Annotated in this window: 12 protein-coding genes; 1 reads left to right on the forward strand and 11 read right to left on the reverse strand. The window is 59.3% G+C overall.

Annotated features, from left to right (window positions below):
• Positions 1 to 42: 42 nt before the first annotated feature.
• From AC07UI_RS10300 to ppsA, 7 genes are all read right to left on the reverse strand, one after another.
• Positions 43 to 867, reverse strand: coding sequence for a mechanosensitive ion channel family protein (locus AC07UI_RS10300; RefSeq protein ID WP_494992389.1), 825 nt, complete (start codon positions 865 to 867; stop codon positions 43 to 45).
• A gap of 2 nt (positions 868 to 869) precedes the next feature.
• Positions 870 to 1,115: a CrfX protein gene (locus AC07UI_RS10305; protein WP_494992390.1), complete on the reverse strand. Its 246-nt coding sequence runs from the start codon at positions 1,113 to 1,115 to the stop codon at positions 870 to 872.
• 63 nt (positions 1,116 to 1,178) lie between these two features.
• Positions 1,179 to 2,174 carry a zinc transporter ZntB gene (locus tag AC07UI_RS10310; RefSeq protein ID WP_494992391.1) on the reverse strand — a complete coding sequence of 332 codons (996 nt, stop codon included), beginning with the start codon at positions 2,172 to 2,174 and terminating at the stop codon, positions 1,179 to 1,181.
• 26 nt (positions 2,175 to 2,200) lie between these two features.
• Entirely contained in the window at positions 2,201 to 2,692 is a 492-nt protein-coding gene (gene rraA / locus AC07UI_RS10315) for a ribonuclease E activity regulator RraA (RefSeq protein ID WP_262112211.1), read from the reverse strand.
• A gap of 102 nt (positions 2,693 to 2,794) precedes the next feature.
• Positions 2,795 to 3,094: a Rieske (2Fe-2S) protein gene (locus AC07UI_RS10320; protein WP_494992392.1), complete on the reverse strand. Its 300-nt coding sequence runs from the start codon at positions 3,092 to 3,094 to the stop codon at positions 2,795 to 2,797.
• Positions 3,095 to 3,194: 100 nt separating this feature from the next.
• The gene (locus AC07UI_RS10325; protein WP_494992393.1) at positions 3,195 to 4,211 is read right to left on the reverse strand and encodes an alpha/beta fold hydrolase; all 1,017 of its coding nucleotides are present in this window, start codon (positions 4,209 to 4,211) and stop codon (positions 3,195 to 3,197) included.
• A gap of 201 nt (positions 4,212 to 4,412) precedes the next feature.
• On the reverse strand, positions 4,413 to 6,788 hold the full coding sequence (gene ppsA / locus AC07UI_RS10330) for a phosphoenolpyruvate synthase (protein WP_494992394.1): 2,376 nt from the start codon (positions 6,786 to 6,788) through the stop codon (positions 4,413 to 4,415).
• A 176-nt stretch (positions 6,789 to 6,964) separates the two neighbouring features.
• On the opposite strand from ppsA, the gene ppsR reads away from it, so the two are divergent.
• Entirely contained in the window at positions 6,965 to 7,783 is an 819-nt protein-coding gene (ppsR, locus tag AC07UI_RS10335) for a posphoenolpyruvate synthetase regulatory kinase/phosphorylase PpsR (protein WP_494992395.1), read from the forward strand.
• A 208-nt stretch (positions 7,784 to 7,991) separates the two neighbouring features.
• Here the strand turns inward: ppsR and prpD are convergent, their stop codons facing one another.
• The 4 genes from prpD to prpC all read right to left on the reverse strand — a co-directional run bounded on the left by prpD (position 7,992) and on the right by prpC (position 14,757).
• Positions 7,992 to 9,476, reverse strand: coding sequence for a 2-methylcitrate dehydratase (gene prpD / locus AC07UI_RS10340; RefSeq protein WP_494992396.1), 1,485 nt, complete (start codon positions 9,474 to 9,476; stop codon positions 7,992 to 7,994).
• A gap of 103 nt (positions 9,477 to 9,579) precedes the next feature.
• Positions 9,580 to 10,770: a 2-methylaconitate cis-trans isomerase PrpF gene (prpF, locus tag AC07UI_RS10345; protein WP_494992397.1), complete on the reverse strand. Its 1,191-nt coding sequence runs from the start codon at positions 10,768 to 10,770 to the stop codon at positions 9,580 to 9,582.
• 54 nt (positions 10,771 to 10,824) lie between these two features.
• The gene (gene acnD, locus AC07UI_RS10350; RefSeq protein WP_494992398.1) at positions 10,825 to 13,419 is read right to left on the reverse strand and encodes a Fe/S-dependent 2-methylisocitrate dehydratase AcnD; all 2,595 of its coding nucleotides are present in this window, start codon (positions 13,417 to 13,419) and stop codon (positions 10,825 to 10,827) included.
• A gap of 210 nt (positions 13,420 to 13,629) precedes the next feature.
• Positions 13,630 to 14,757 (reverse strand): bifunctional 2-methylcitrate synthase/citrate synthase, encoded by a 1,128-nt coding sequence (prpC, locus tag AC07UI_RS10355; RefSeq protein WP_494992399.1) that lies wholly within the window; start codon positions 14,755 to 14,757, stop codon positions 13,630 to 13,632.
• Positions 14,758 to 14,830: the final 73 nt, after the last annotated feature.

Here is a 14,830-nt window from a genome sequence, read left to right on the forward strand (position 1 = left end):
GCGGGCATTTTGCGGCGGCATACATTAGCAGGGTTTGCCGGGTTAGCGGCTACTAACATGCTGTTCCAGCAGTATCCGATTGGAGAGAGAGACTAGCTCACCCTCATCGGTCAGCAATGTAGTTTTAACCGTGCCGATCTCTTCGATCTGGCCTTCGACCTCACCAACACGTACTTGTTGCCCAACCTCATACAACTCACGCACATAAATTCCCGCAAGAATTTGCCCGGCAATTTCCCGGCTTCCCAACCCCATGGCCAAGGCAACCGCCAGACCAACGGTTATCAGTACAATCACGATCACATGGTTGAGCAGGTCTGTTTTGACCTCCAACTGGCTGATCGCGACCGAAATACTGATGATGATCACCAGGCCCTGAGCAATACGCCCAAGACCGGCGGCGTAATCCAGGCCTACGCCTTCTGCCGCGCCACGTACCAGCCCATTGGCCAGCTGCGCCAGCAACACCCCTACCAGCAACACCAGCGCCGCACCGAATACTTTCGGCACATACAGCGCCAGCATGTCGAGCGTAGCCGAAACCCGCTCAAGGCCGAGTGATTCTGCAGCAGAAACCAGAAAAATCAGCAAAATGAACCAATAAACGATCTTGCCGATCAAGGTCGAGATCGGAACCTGCAGGCCCGCGCGAGACAGCAATTTGGTCAAACCGGTACCGCCCATCAGGCGATCCAGGCCCAGTTTGGCCAGCAATTTGGAGAGCAAGGTGTCGAGCAGCTTGGCCACGACAAAACCCAACAGCAACACAACCAGTGCGCCGAACAGGTTCGGAATGAAGTTCGCTACCTTGGTCCACAACGCAGTCATCGCAGTGACGAGGCTCTGAGTCCAGAGATCAAGTTCCATATTCAATCAGCCTTATCAGCAGTGCGAGCAATAGGTTTACGACGGGAAACCGGCGAGACGTGGGCCGAGCCGTTATTGAGGGCAATCATCAGCGCTGGCAACCAACGCCCCAGCAAACTGAACAGATCACCCGCCCCCACCTGACGGTTGGCGGTTTTCAGTACACGGCCCAGGCAAGCAGCGTCGTCACGGGTGGACGGCGTCGCTTTAAGCATGTCACGCAGAGACTGTTCGAACGGATCGTGCATACGCACCTCTCGAGATGTCTGTGAAAGACGCGATCAAAATTCCTCGGGTCACATGCCCAAACATCAGACCCAACGTAAACGCCGGAACAACCACCATTGACCCAGAGCCACGGAAACCATCATCAGGCAGGCAATGAGGAAGCCATATGGGTTCCCCGAGAAGGGCAATCCACCGACATTTACCCCCAGCAAACCGGTCAGAAAACTCATCGGCAGAAAGATCCAGGTGATAAATCCGAAGCGGTACATCGTGCGATTCATCCGCACGTTCAAACGTCGCTCATCGGTATCCAGCACAAGCCCCACGCGCTCCCGGGTCAATTCCAGCTCTTCCAGATAGCGCGTCAGGCTGTTGTTCAATTCGTTCCAGTAGTCGCCATCGTCATTGACGAACCATGGCAATTTGATCCGGGTAAGCTGACCGAAAATATCCCGCTGCGGAGCGAGGAAACGTTTCAGCCCGGCAGCCCGCCGACGGATCTGCAAAACGGATCCATGCTCCGGTGAATACCGCTCGTCGGAATCCAGCTTTTCTTCTTCATTGTCGACAATTTCCGAGAGATCGCTGACCAGATCCTGGACCTTGTTCGTCAGGTACTGAGCCAGATAAAGGATCAATTCCGAGGCGCTTTTCGGCCCCTTGCCTTCGGTGAGCTGCACCAATAACTCATCGGTGGCTCGCAATGGCCGCAAGCGCAATGAAATGACGCGCTGGGCGGAAGCGAAGATCCGCACTGAAACCATGTCTTCCGGCTCAGCGCCAGGATTGAGGTTAATCCCGCGCAAAAACAGCAGCAGTTCGCTGTCCGGCAGCGCCAGCAGGCGTGGTCGGGTATTTTCTTCAAGCAACAGATCGCAGCTGAACTCACTCAGACCACTGGATTTACGCAGCCAGGTCTGGGTTTGCGGGTGACTGCGATCCCAGTGCAGCCAGAGGCTTTCGTGAGATTGCAGTTGCAGGTCATCCAGTTCAGTCCGGGCTATCGAACGCGCACCGCCTTTACCATCCAGCACCAGGGCATGAACCAGCCCCCACTGCGCGTTTTCTTCCTCGAACATCCTCACCCCTTCTGTGACTCGATATTTTATTCAGGCATCTTCAGCGGACTTGGCGAGATGATCACGCCGTTGTTATCCGCATAGATATATTCGCCCGGACGGAACGTCACGCCGGCAAAGGTCACAGCAACGTTGAGATCGCCAATGCCACGCTTGTCGGTCTTCATCGGGTGACTGGCGAGCGCCTGTACGCCCAGATCGGTTTGCGCGATGACGTCGACATCACGGATACAGCCATAGATGACCAGCCCTTCCCAACCGTTTTTCGCGGCTTTCTCGGCCAGCATGTCGCCCAACAACGCACGGCGCAGTGAACCACCGCCATCGACCACCAGTACCTTGCCATTCCCTTTGAGCTCGACCTGCTCCTTGACCAGCGAGTTGTCTTCGAAGCACTTGATGGTAACGATTTCGCCGCCGAAGGAATCACGACCGCCAAAATTGCTGAACATCGGTTCGAGCACCTGCACCAGTTCCGGGTAGGCGTCGCACAGATCGGGAGTAAGGTAATGGTTCATCGAGAAACTCCTGTAAGAGAAAAAAACACGAACGGGGCTGTCGAAAATTTCAGAGATACGCTGTTAAAGCGAGCATCGGCGCTGGATCTTCAAAACATCACCTTATACGTCGATACCGATACGGTCACCTTCATACGCCAGTTTCAACATGTTCAGGCCAGGGCAGGACGGCTGCAAGGCAAGCCCGCCGGGCAACTGGAACTCCATGCCATGCCGCGCGCAACGCAACACATTGCCCACCACCGTGCCGGCAGACAACGGCGCGCCTCGATGCGGACAGCTGTCCTCAATCAGCAACGGCTGATTGTCCAGCACCAAGAGCAACAGGCTACGCCCGCCGACCTGAAAAGTTCGTCGGTAACCTTCATCCAGATTGATCAGACGCTCAAGCGGCACGAACATAAATGCTGACTCAGTAACTGAATGTGACCAAAACAGCCCAACGCGTCATATCTTAGCCGTAAGCCGACCAGAGCGAAATGCCCTTGTCAGAGCGCACCGCTCAGACCGCAGCGGCGAGATTCGACTCCTGGGTCAGCAACGGAGTTTCCTGATCTTTCAACCAGCGCTCCACCAATGGCCAGACCTCAGTCTGGGCATTTTTACTGACCAGCATCTCCACATGGCCAAAATTGTCGCTAAAGCCCTGCTCCCGTCCCAGGCAAACGAACTGCCGCAGCTCGGAGCCAAACTGATCGAAAAGTTTACGGCAGGCCCACGTCGGGTCTTGATGATCACCCGCTGCGCTCACGCCCAACACCGGCACCTGACTCTCAGCCAGCCCCGCCCACCAGTCCTTCTCCGAGTCACCAAAACGACCGAACAGCCCGTACCAGCGCATGCCTTCCAGGGCCAGCCCAATCGGCTCATCCTCGGGTCCGCGCTTGAGCCGGGAACCCGATATCCGGGCAAATCGCTTCAAAATGAATCGCCCGCTCCACTCCACCGGCGGGATTTTCAATGGCCAGTAAGTACGACTGACCTGGGTGCCGAAAAACGCTGCAGACGCAACGGCAGGCGCGCCCAGATACTGGCCGCCCAACGCCGCCGCGAGAGTGATGCCGCCCAGAGAATGTCCCAACCAATGGGGAATCTGACCACTTTGCTCACGCACGAACGCGGCAATCGCTGGCAGATCGTAGCGGGCATAGTCGGCGACGCGGTTCTTGCTGTAGTCCTGATTGCGCCGGGACAAGCCATGACCGCGCATCTCCGGAATCCACACATCAAAACCGGCCCGCGCCAGATAAGCGCCCAGCCCCAGACCTTTGGGCGAGTACCAGAATCGCCGGTTGGAAAAACTGCCATGAAGCAGCACCACCGGGACGCCGCGAACCTCAGGCGCATCCGCCATGCCCAAGCGGGTGACCGCCAGCTCAACGGTGCCATCAGGACTATTGCCAGGCTTCAAACGGTAGACGTCTTCGCTCAGATCACCGCGCCGCTCGGCGCTGATCAGGGCGACAGGAAATAGATTGCTGCTGCTTTGCATAATGCCTTGCACAAAAAAGGGCGGCATTCAGATGGATGCCCGCCCTACTTGAATATCTAAAAAGGCCAATCAATGACCGCAATGTCGATCTGTGCAGGAGCAGCCGGTCGACGCTCGATTGCTCGCGATGGACTTCAGAACACCGCGCTTTATCCAGCAAGCACGCGTCATCGTTAGCGTCCATCGCGAGCAATCGAGCGTCGACCGGCTGCTCCTACAACAACACCATCAGGCCGAGGCCTGACCTTCAGCCAGGAAGAACCAGGTTTCCAGTACGGAATCGGGGTTCAACGAGACGCTTTCGATGCCCTGCTCCATCAGCCATTTGGCCAGATCAGGGTGGTCGGAAGGGCCCTGACCGCAAATACCAATGTATTTGCCAGCCTTGTTGCACGCCTGGATGGCATTGGCCAACAGTTTCTTGACCGCTGGATTTCGCTCGTCGAACAGGTGCGCGATGATCCCGGAGTCACGGTCCAGGCCCAGGGTCAGCTGGGTCAGGTCGTTGGAACCGATGGAGAAGCCGTCGAAGAACTCGAGGAACTCTTCGGCCAGAATGGCGTTGGACGGCAGTTCGCACATCATGATGATGCGCAGACCGTTTTCACCCCGCGCCAGACCGTTTTCCGCCAGCAGATCGACGACCTGGCTGGCTTCGCCCAGGGTACGGACGAACGGCACCATGATTTCGACGTTAGTCAGGCCCATCTCGTTGCGAACACGCTTGAGAGCGCGGCATTCGAGCTCGAAGCAGTCACGGAACGATTCGCTGATGTAACGCGATGCGCCACGGAAACCCAGCATCGGGTTCTCTTCTTCCGGTTCGTACAGCTTGCCGCCGATCAGGTTCGCGTATTCATTGGACTTGAAGTCCGACAGACGCACGATGACCTTTTTCGGCCAGAACGCAGCCGCCAGGGTACTGATGCCTTCGACCAGTTTCTCGACGTAGAAGCCGACCGGGTCATCGTAGCCGGCGATGCGCTTGTCGACGCTTTCCTTGATCTCCTGCGGCAACCCGGCGTAGTTCAGCAGTGCCTTGGGGTGCACACCGATCATGCGGTTGATGATGAATTCCAGACGGGCCAGACCCACACCGGCGTTCGGCAACTGGGCGAAATCGAAGGCACGATCCGGGTTACCGACGTTCATCATGATCTTGAACGGCAGATCAGGCATGGCGTCGACGGAGTTCTTCTTGATATCGAAGCCCAACTGGCCTTCGAAGATGAAACCGGTGTCGCCTTCAGCGCAGGACACGGTAACGCCCTGGCCGTCTTTCAACAGTTGGGTGGCATTGCCGCAACCCACCACGGCCGGGATGCCCAGCTCGCGAGCGATGATCGCCGCGTGGCACGTACGCCCGCCACGGTTGGTGACGATGGCGCTGGCGCGCTTCATGACCGGTTCCCAGTCCGGATCGGTCATGTCGGACACCAGAACGTCGCCCGGCTGAACCTTGTCCATCTCGGAAACGTCTCTGATGATCCGCACCTTGCCGGCGCCGATGCGCTGACCGATGGCGCGACCTTCTACCAGCACGGTGCCGGTTTCTTTCAACAGGTAACGTTCCATGACGTTCGCCTGGGTGCGGCTCTTCACGGTTTCAGGGCGGGCCTGAACGATGTACAGCTTGCCGTCGTCACCGTCTTTGGCCCATTCGATGTCCATCGGGCACTTGTAGTGCTTCTCGATGATCATCGCCTGCTTGGCCAGTTCGCTGACTTCGGCGTCGGTCAGGCAGAAGCGCGCGCGTTCGGCCTTGTCGACATCGACAGTCTTGACCGAACGACCGGCCTTGGCTTCGTCGCCGTAGATCATCTTGATGGCTTTACTGCCCAGGTTGCGGCGCAGGATTGCCGGGCGACCGGCTGCCAGCGTGCCTTTGTGGACGTAGAACTCATCCGGGTTCACCGCGCCTTGTACGACGGTTTCGCCCAGGCCGTAGGCGCCGGTGATGAACACCACGTCACGGAAGCCCGACTCGGTATCCAGGGTGAACATCACGCCGGCGGTGCCGGTTTCCGAGCGCACCATGCGCTGCACGCCAGCGGACAGGGCGACCAGCTTGTGGTCGAAACCCTGGTGTACACGGTAGGAAATGGCGCGATCGTTGAACAGGGAAGCAAACACTTCCTTGGCAGCGCGAATGACGTTCTCGACGCCACGGATGTTCAGGAAGGTTTCCTGCTGACCGGCGAAAGAGGCGTCCGGCAGGTCTTCGGCGGTCGCCGAGGAGCGCACGGCCACCGCCATGTCGGGGTTGCCGGCCGACAGCGTGGCGAACGCGGTGCGGATTTCGGCGTTGAGCTTCTCCGGAAACTCGGCCTCCATGATCCATTGACGAATTTGCGCGCCGGTTTTGGCCAGGGCATTCACGTCATCGACGTCCAGCGCATCAAGGGCGGCGTGGATCTGGTTGTTCAGACCACTTAACTCAAGGAAGTCACGGTAAGCCTGAGCCGTTGTAGCAAAGCCACCGGGAACCGATACACCGGCACCCGCAAGGTTACTGATCATCTCGCCCAGGGATGCGTTCTTGCCCCCCACATGCTCTACATCATGGACGCCGAGCTTATCGAGGGAAACTACGTACTCTACCAAGGTGATCTCTCCACTAGCTGTGTTGGAAAAGCTCAGAACACCGGCTGCTCAATGGGAGCGTTTGCCGGCGATATGGCCTGGACCTGGAAAATAAGTGAGAATGCGGGCCATCCGAGGCCGACAAACCGCGCCTATCATATCCAAGAATCGTCACCAGCTTAAGGCCCAAGGCGCAAATGAAACGATCTGCTTTCTTTATCTCCGATGGCACGGGCATTACAGCCGAAACCCTGGGTCAAAGCCTGTTGGCGCAGTTCGAAAACATTACCTTCAGCAAAGCCATACGGCCGTACATCGACAGCGTGGACAAAGCGCGGGCCATGGTACAACAAATCAACAATGCCGCCGAAAAGGACGGATTTCGCCCGATCATCTTCGATACCATCGTCAATCAGGATATTCGTGAGATCCTCGCGACCTCCAATGGTTTCATGATTGACATTTTCTCGACCTTCCTCGCGCCACTGGAGCAGGAGTTGAGCGAGCATTCGTCGTATTCGGTCGGCAAGTCTCATTCCATTGGCCACAACTCCAACTATATGGAACGCATCGAGGCGGTGAACTTCGCCCTCGACAACGACGACGGCGCCCGAACCCACTATTACGACAAGGCCGATCTGATCCTGGTGGGTGTCTCGCGCTGCGGCAAAACCCCGACCTGCCTGTACATGGCCATGCAATTCGGCATCCGCGCGGCCAACTACCCGCTGACCGAAGACGACATGGAGCGTCTGCAACTGCCCGCAGCCCTACGCGCCCATCAGCACAAACTGTTCGGCCTGACCATCGACCCGGACCGCCTCACTGCGATCCGCAACGAGCGCAAGCCTAACAGCCGCTATTCGAGTTATGCCCAGTGCGAATTCGAAGTACGGGAAGTGGAGAATCTGTTCCGCCGCGAGAACATCGCGCATATCAACTCCACACATTTTTCGGTGGAAGAGATTTCGGCGAAGATTCTGGTGGAGAAAGGCGTGGAGCGGCGGTTCAAGTAATTGTTGTATCGCCTGTCAGACCGCTATCGCGAGCAAGCCCGCTCCCACACTAGATCGTGTACTTCCTGTAGGAGCGAGCTTGCTCGCGATGAACGATAACGCGGTGTTATTTCAAGCGCTTAGCCCACTCATTCCCCAGCCCTGAAGCCGTCGCCAGTGCCTTGCTCAAACTGCTGATCAAGATCGTGCGTTCCGGGGCGTGCAGGCGTCAGACCACGAACATATCAACAAAGCGGTTGACCGGGGTCGCTTCAAGTGCAGCCTGGTCCTTGCACAGGGCAAAGATTTCAGCGGTGCGTTGCGCGGTGAACCGGGTTGCCAGGTTGGTCTTGAACTTGTCCTCCAGCAATGGAATGCCGTCGGCGCGGCGACGGCGGTGGCCAATCGGGTACTCAACCACGAACTGTTCGGTTTTCGAGCCGTCCTTGAAGAACACTTGCAGGGCGTTGGCGATGGAACGCTTGTCGGCTTCCAGGTATTCGCGGGTGTAACGCGGGTCTTCGACGACGACCATCTTCTCGCGCAGTTCATCGATAATCGGATGGCCGGCGTGAAAATCGTCTTCGTATTGCTCGGCCACCAGGTTACCAAAGGCCAACGGTACGGCAGTCATGTACTGAATGCAGTGGTCGCGGTCAGCGGCGTTGGCCAGCTTGCCGACCTTGGAAATGATGCGGATCGCCGACTCGTGAGTGGTGATGACGATCTTGTCGATGTCGTGCAGGCGATCCTTGACCTGAGCGTGCAGGGTCACGGCAGCTTCACAGGCAGTTTGCGCGTGAAACTCGGCCGGGAAGCTGATTTTGAACAGCACGTTCTCCATCACGTAGGTGCCGAATTTCTGCGAGAAGCAGAAGCAACGCTTGTCTTCAGGTTTGAGCGCCAGATCCTTGTTGGTATGGCTGAACAGCACGTCGTAGAACCCCCACTGTTTTGCTGTCAGCACACCCGGAATGCCCATTTCGCCGCGCATGGCAATGTCCGCCAGACGCACGCCACGGCTGGACGCATCGCCCGCCGCCCAGGATTTACGCGAACCGGCGTTCGGCGCGTGACGGTAGGTGCGCAGCGCCTGACCATCGGCGAACGCGTGGGACAACGCGGACAACAGTTGCTCGCGGTTGGCGCCCATCAGTTTCGCGGTGACAGCGGTCGAGGCCACTTTTACCAGGATTACGTGGTCCAGACCTACGCGATTGAAGGAGTTTTCCAGTGCGATCACGCCCTGTATCTCGTGGGCCATGATCATCGCTTCCAGCACGGCGCGAATGGTCAGGGGCGCGTCGCCATTGGCCACACGCTTCTGCGACAGGTAGTCAGCCACGGCCAGGATGCCGCCGAGGTTGTCGGATGGATGACCCCACTCGGCGGCCAGCCAGGTGTCGTTGTAGTCGAGCCAACGAACGATGCAGCCAATGTCCCAGGCAGCCTTGACCGGATCAAGGCGAAAACTGGTGCCTGGTACCCGAGCGCCAAACGGTACGACAGTGCCCTCCACGATCGGCCCCAGGTGCTTGGTGCACTCCGGAAAACGCAGGGCCAGCAGGCCGCAGCCGAGGGTGTCCATCAGGCAGTTGCGGGCAGTGTCCAGCGCCTCTTTGGACTTGATCTTGAAGCTAAGGACGTAGTCGGCAATGTCCTGCAGGACGGTGTCGTAGTCGGGGCGATAGTTCAGGTCGACATTGGCGCTCATGTTTGATTCCCTCTGTTAAGTGTGGGAACACCTGTCTTGGTCCACCTGAAAGAACGGGTCGCCGCCATCGCGAGCAAGCCTGCTCCCACAGGTTTCACCTATATCAGAAAGCATCACCCGGTACGCGCACCCAGCCTTCCATCAGCACACGGGCGCTGCGGCTCATGATGGCCTTGTTCACAGTCCACTCGCCGTTGACCTGGCTGGCCTCCGCGCCTACGCGCAGGGTGCCCGAGGGATGACCGAAGCGCACCGCACTGTGCGCACTGCCGCCGGCAGCGAGGCTCACCAGTGTGCCCGGAATTGCCGCGGCGGTGCCGATGGCCACAGCGGCTGTGCCCATCATGGCGTGGTGCAGCTTGCCCATGGACAGCGCGCGTACGAGCAGGTCCACGTCACCCGCGCAAACCAACTTGCCGCTGGAGGCAAGGTAATCGGCCGGCCTGGCGACGAAGGCAACCTTGGGCGTGTGCTGACGCTTGGCGGCTTCATCAATGTGCTGGATGAGGCCCATGCGCAGTGCGCCGTGTGCACGAATCGTCTCGAACATCGCCAGCGCCTTCGCGTCACCGTTGATGTCGCCCTGCAACTCGGTGCCAGTGTAGCCGATGGCATCCGCGTTGACGAAGATGGTCGGGATCCCGGCATTGATCATCGTCACCTTGAGCGTGCCAAGGCCTGGCACCTGCAGGTCATCGACCAGATTGCCGGTGGGGAACATCGAGCCGCCCGCACCCTCCTCCTCGGCGGCCGGGTCCATGAACTCGAGCTGGACTTCGGCGGCAGGAAAGGTCACGCCGTCGAGCTCGAAATCACCGGTTTCCTGCACCGCGCCGTCAGTGATGGGCACATGGGCGATGATGGTCTTGCCGATATTGGCCTGCCAGATGCGCACCGTCGCCACACCGTTTTGGGGGATGCGGCTGGCGTCCACCAGGCCGCTGCTGATGGCAAATGCGCCGACCGCCGCAGAGAGGTTGCCGCAGTTGCCGCTCCAGTCGACGAAGGGCTTGTCGATGGAGACCTGACCGAACAGGTAATCGACGTCGTGGTCGGGCCTTGTGCTCCTGGACAGGATGACCGTCTTGCTGGTGCTCGAGGTCGCAGCCCCCATGCCATCGATCTGCTTGTCATACGGATCCGGGCTACCAATCACCCGTAGCAACAGTGCATCGCGTGCAGCGCCCGGGACCTGGGCAGATTCGGGAAGGTCTTGCAGGCTGAAGAACACGCCTTTGCTGGTGCCGCCTCGCATGTAGGTGGCGGGAATCTTGATTTGCGGTACGTGAGCCATGTTTTTCCTTATAGGCCGGGGCGGGACTTCGACGTCCCGCTCCAGCTCGTCGTATTAGACGGCAACCGCCGACTCGAGGAAGTCCCGGGCGAAACGTTGCAGCACACCACCGGCCTCGTAGATCGAGACTTCTTCGGCGGTATCGAGGCGACAGGTGACCGGCACCTCGAGACACTCACCGTTCTTGCGGTTAATCAGCAGGGTTAGCGTGGCACGTGGGGTACGCTCGCCGATCACGTCGAAGGTTTCGCTGCCGTCGATACCCAGCGTCTTGCGATCTACGCCCGGTTTGAATTCCAGCGGCAGCACACCCATGCCGACCAGGTTGGTACGGTGGATGCGCTCGAAACCTTCGGCGGCGATGGCTTCCACGCCGGCCAGACGCACGCCCTTGGCCGCCCAGTCACGGGAAGAACCCTGACCGTAATCGGCGCCGGCGATGATGATCAGCGGCTGCTTGCGCTCCATGTAGGTCTCGATGGCTTCCCACATGCGCATGACCTTGCCTTCCGGTTCGACGCGAGCCAGGGAACCCTGTTTGACCGCTCCGTTTTCCTTCACCATTTCGTTGAACAGTTTCGGATTGGCGAAGGTTGCGCGTTGCGCGGTCAAGTGATCGCCACGGTGGGTGGCGTAGGAGTTGAAGTCCTCCTCCGGCAGGCCCATTTTCGCCAGGTACTCACCGGCGGCGCTGTCGAGCATGATCGCGTTGGACGGCGACAGGTGATCGGTAGTGATGTTATCCGGCAGCACGGCCAATGGACGCATGCCCTTGAGCGGACGCTCACCGGCCAGCGCACCTTCCCAGTACGGCGGACGGCGGATGTAGGTGCTCATCTCGCGCCAGTCGTACAGCGGCTCGACCTTGGGACCTGTGTCTTCGTGAATCGCGAACATCGGGATATACACCTTGCGGAACTGCTCCGGCTTGACCGACGCCTTGACCACTGCATCGATCTCTTCGTCGCTGGGCCAGATGTCTTTGAGGCGGATTTCCTTGCCATCGGCGGTCAGGCCCAGCACGTCTTTTTCGATGTCGAAACGGATGGTCCCGGCAATGGCGTAAGCCACCACCAGCGGAGGCGAAGCGAGGAACGCCTGCTTGGCGTAGGGGTGAATACGCCCGTCGAAGTTGCGGTTACCCGACAACACGGCGGTGGCGTACAGATCGCGGTCGATGATCTCTTGCTGGATCACCGGGTCCAGCGCGCCAGACATGCCATTGCAGGTAGTGCAGGCGAACGCCACCACGCCGAATCCCAGTTGCTCCAGCTCTTGAGTCAGGCCGGCTTCGTCCAGGTACAGCGCAACGGTCTTGGAACCCGGGGCCAGAGACGACTTGACCCACGGCTTGCGGGTCAGCCCCAGCTTGTTGGCGTTACGCGCCATCAGGCCGGCGGCGATGACGTTGCGCGGGTTGCTGGTGTTGGTGCAGCTGGTGATGGCGGCAATGATCACCGCGCCATCGGGCATCTGCCCCGGCACATCGTCCCACTGACCGGCAATGCCCTTGGCCGCGAGGTCCGTGGTGGCCACCCGCGCATGGGGATTGCTCGGACCGGCCATATTGCGCACCACCGAAGACAGATCGAAGCGCAGACCACGCTCATATTGCGCCTGCTTCAGGCTGTCGGCCCAAAGACCGGTCTGTTTGGCGTAGAGCTCTACCAGTTGCACCTGCTGGTCTTCACGGCCGGTGAGTTTCAGGTAGTCGATGGTTTGCTGGTCGATGTAGAACATCGCCGCGGTGGCACCGTATTCCGGGGCCATGTTGGAAATGGTCGCGCGGTCGCCCAAGGTCAGCGCCGAAGCGCCTTCGCCGAAGAATTCCAGCCATGCACCGACGACTTTTTGTTTACGCAAGAACTCGGTCAGCGCCAGCACCATGTCGGTGGCGGTGATGCCCGGTTGCAGCTTGCCCGTCAGCTCGACGCCGACACTTTCCGGCAGGCGCATCCACGAGGCGCGGCCGAGCATCACGCTCTCGGCTTCCAGGCCACCGACGCCGATGGCGATCACGCCAAGGGCATCCACGTGCGGGGTGTGGCTGTCGGTGCCGACGCAGGTATCCGGGAACGCCACGCCGTCGCGCACCTGAATCACCGGAGACATTTTCTCCAGATTGATCTGGTGCATGATCCCGTTGCCCGGCGGAATCACGTCGACGTTCTTGAACGCCTTCTTGGTCCAGTTGATGAAGTGGAAACGGTCTTCGTTGCGTCGATCTTCGATCGCACGGTTCTTGGTGAACGCGTCCGGGTCGAAGCCGCCGCACTCCACAGCCAGCGAGTGATCGACGATCAGTTGGGTCGGCACCACCGGGTTGACCAAGGCCGGGTCGCCACCTTGCAGGGCGATGGCATCACGCAAGCCGGCGAGGTCGACCAGCGCGGTCTGGCCGAGAATGTCATGACACACCACACGGGCCGGGAACCACGGGAAGTCCAGATCGCGCTTGCGTTCGATGAGCTGCTTCAGGGAGTCGGTGAGGGTCGCAGGATCGCAGCGACGCACCAGGTTCTCGGCCAGCACACGGGAGGTGTAAGGCAGTGTGTCGTAGGCACCGGGCTGGATGCCGTCGACAGCCGCGCGGACGTCGAAGTAATCCAGATGGCTGCCGGGCAGCGGTTTGCGAAATTCAGTGTTCATGGGCGTCAGGACTCGATCACGGTAGTTTCAGAGGGAGGCGCCTGGCACCGGCACTGAACTGAAACCGAACCCCTGTAGGAGCCGAGCTTGCTCGCGATAGCGGTGTAACTGTCGACATCAATATTGAATGTCAGTCCGTCATCGCGAGCAAGCTCGGCTCCTACACAGGGCTCTTCGTTTCATTCAGCAACCGACGCCGATGCCCACCGGTCAGCGTTGCTCGATTGGCACGAACTTGCGCTGTTCAACGCCGACGTACTCGGCACTCGGGCGGATGATGCGGTTGTGGGCGCGCTGCTCGAACACGTGAGCGGCCCAGCCGGTCAGGCGTGAGCAGACAAAAATCGGCGTGAACAGCTTGGTCGGAATGCCCATGAAGTGGTACGTCGAGGCATGGTAGAAGTCGGCGTTGGGGAACAGTTTCTTTTGCTCCCACATGGTCTTGTCGATGGCTTCAGAGACCGGGAACAACACCTTGTCTCCCACTTCGTCGGCGAGCTTTTTCGACCAGCCCTTGATCACTTCATTACGCGGGTCGTTGTCTTTATAGATCGCGTGACCAAAACCCATGATCTTGTCTTTGCGCTCGAGCATGCCGAGGGTCCCCTTGATCGCCTCTTCGGGGGACTTGAAGCGCTCGATCATTTCCATTGCCGCTTCGTTGGCGCCGCCGTGCAGCGGGCCGCGCAAGGAGCCGATGGCCGCGGTGATGCAGGAATACAGGTCGGACAAGGTCGACGCGCAGACTCGAGCGGTAAAGGTCGATGCGTTGAACTCGTGTTCCGCGTAAAGGATCAGCGAAACGTTCATGACCTTGACGTGCAACTCGCTCGGCTTCTTATCGTGCAGCAAGTGCAGGAAATGCCCGCCGATGGATTCTTCATCGGTCACGCAGTTAATGCGTTTGCCGTCGTGGCTGAAGCGATACCAGTAGCACATGATCGCCGGGAACGCGGCCAGCAGCCGGTCGGTGGCATCGTGTTGTTCAGAGAAGTCTTTCTCCGGTTCGATGTTGCCCAGGAACGAGCATCCGGTGCGCATCACGTCCATCGGATGAGCGTCTGCCGGAATGCGCTCGAGCACTTCTTTCAGTGCTTGCGGCAGGTCACGCAGCTTGCTCAGTTTGCTGATGTAGGCCGCCAGCTGCGCCTTGGTCGGCAGCTCGCCGTACAGCAGCAGGTAGGCCACTTCTTCGAACTGTGCGTCGGCGGCCAGTTCGCGAACGTCATAGCCGCGATAGGTCAGGCCCGCGCCCTCCAGTCCCACGGTGGACAATGCGGTTTGCCCGGCCACCTGGCCCCGTAGCCCGGCGCCACTCAATACTTTTGCTTCGGCCATTGCTTTCTCCAATCTTGAATTTGTTAGGGAATCGGCACGTTTCTAAACGGCTATCTCACTTTCGTTGCAGCTG

Source organism: Pseudomonas sp. GW821-FHT04C07, from assembly GCF_059420325.1.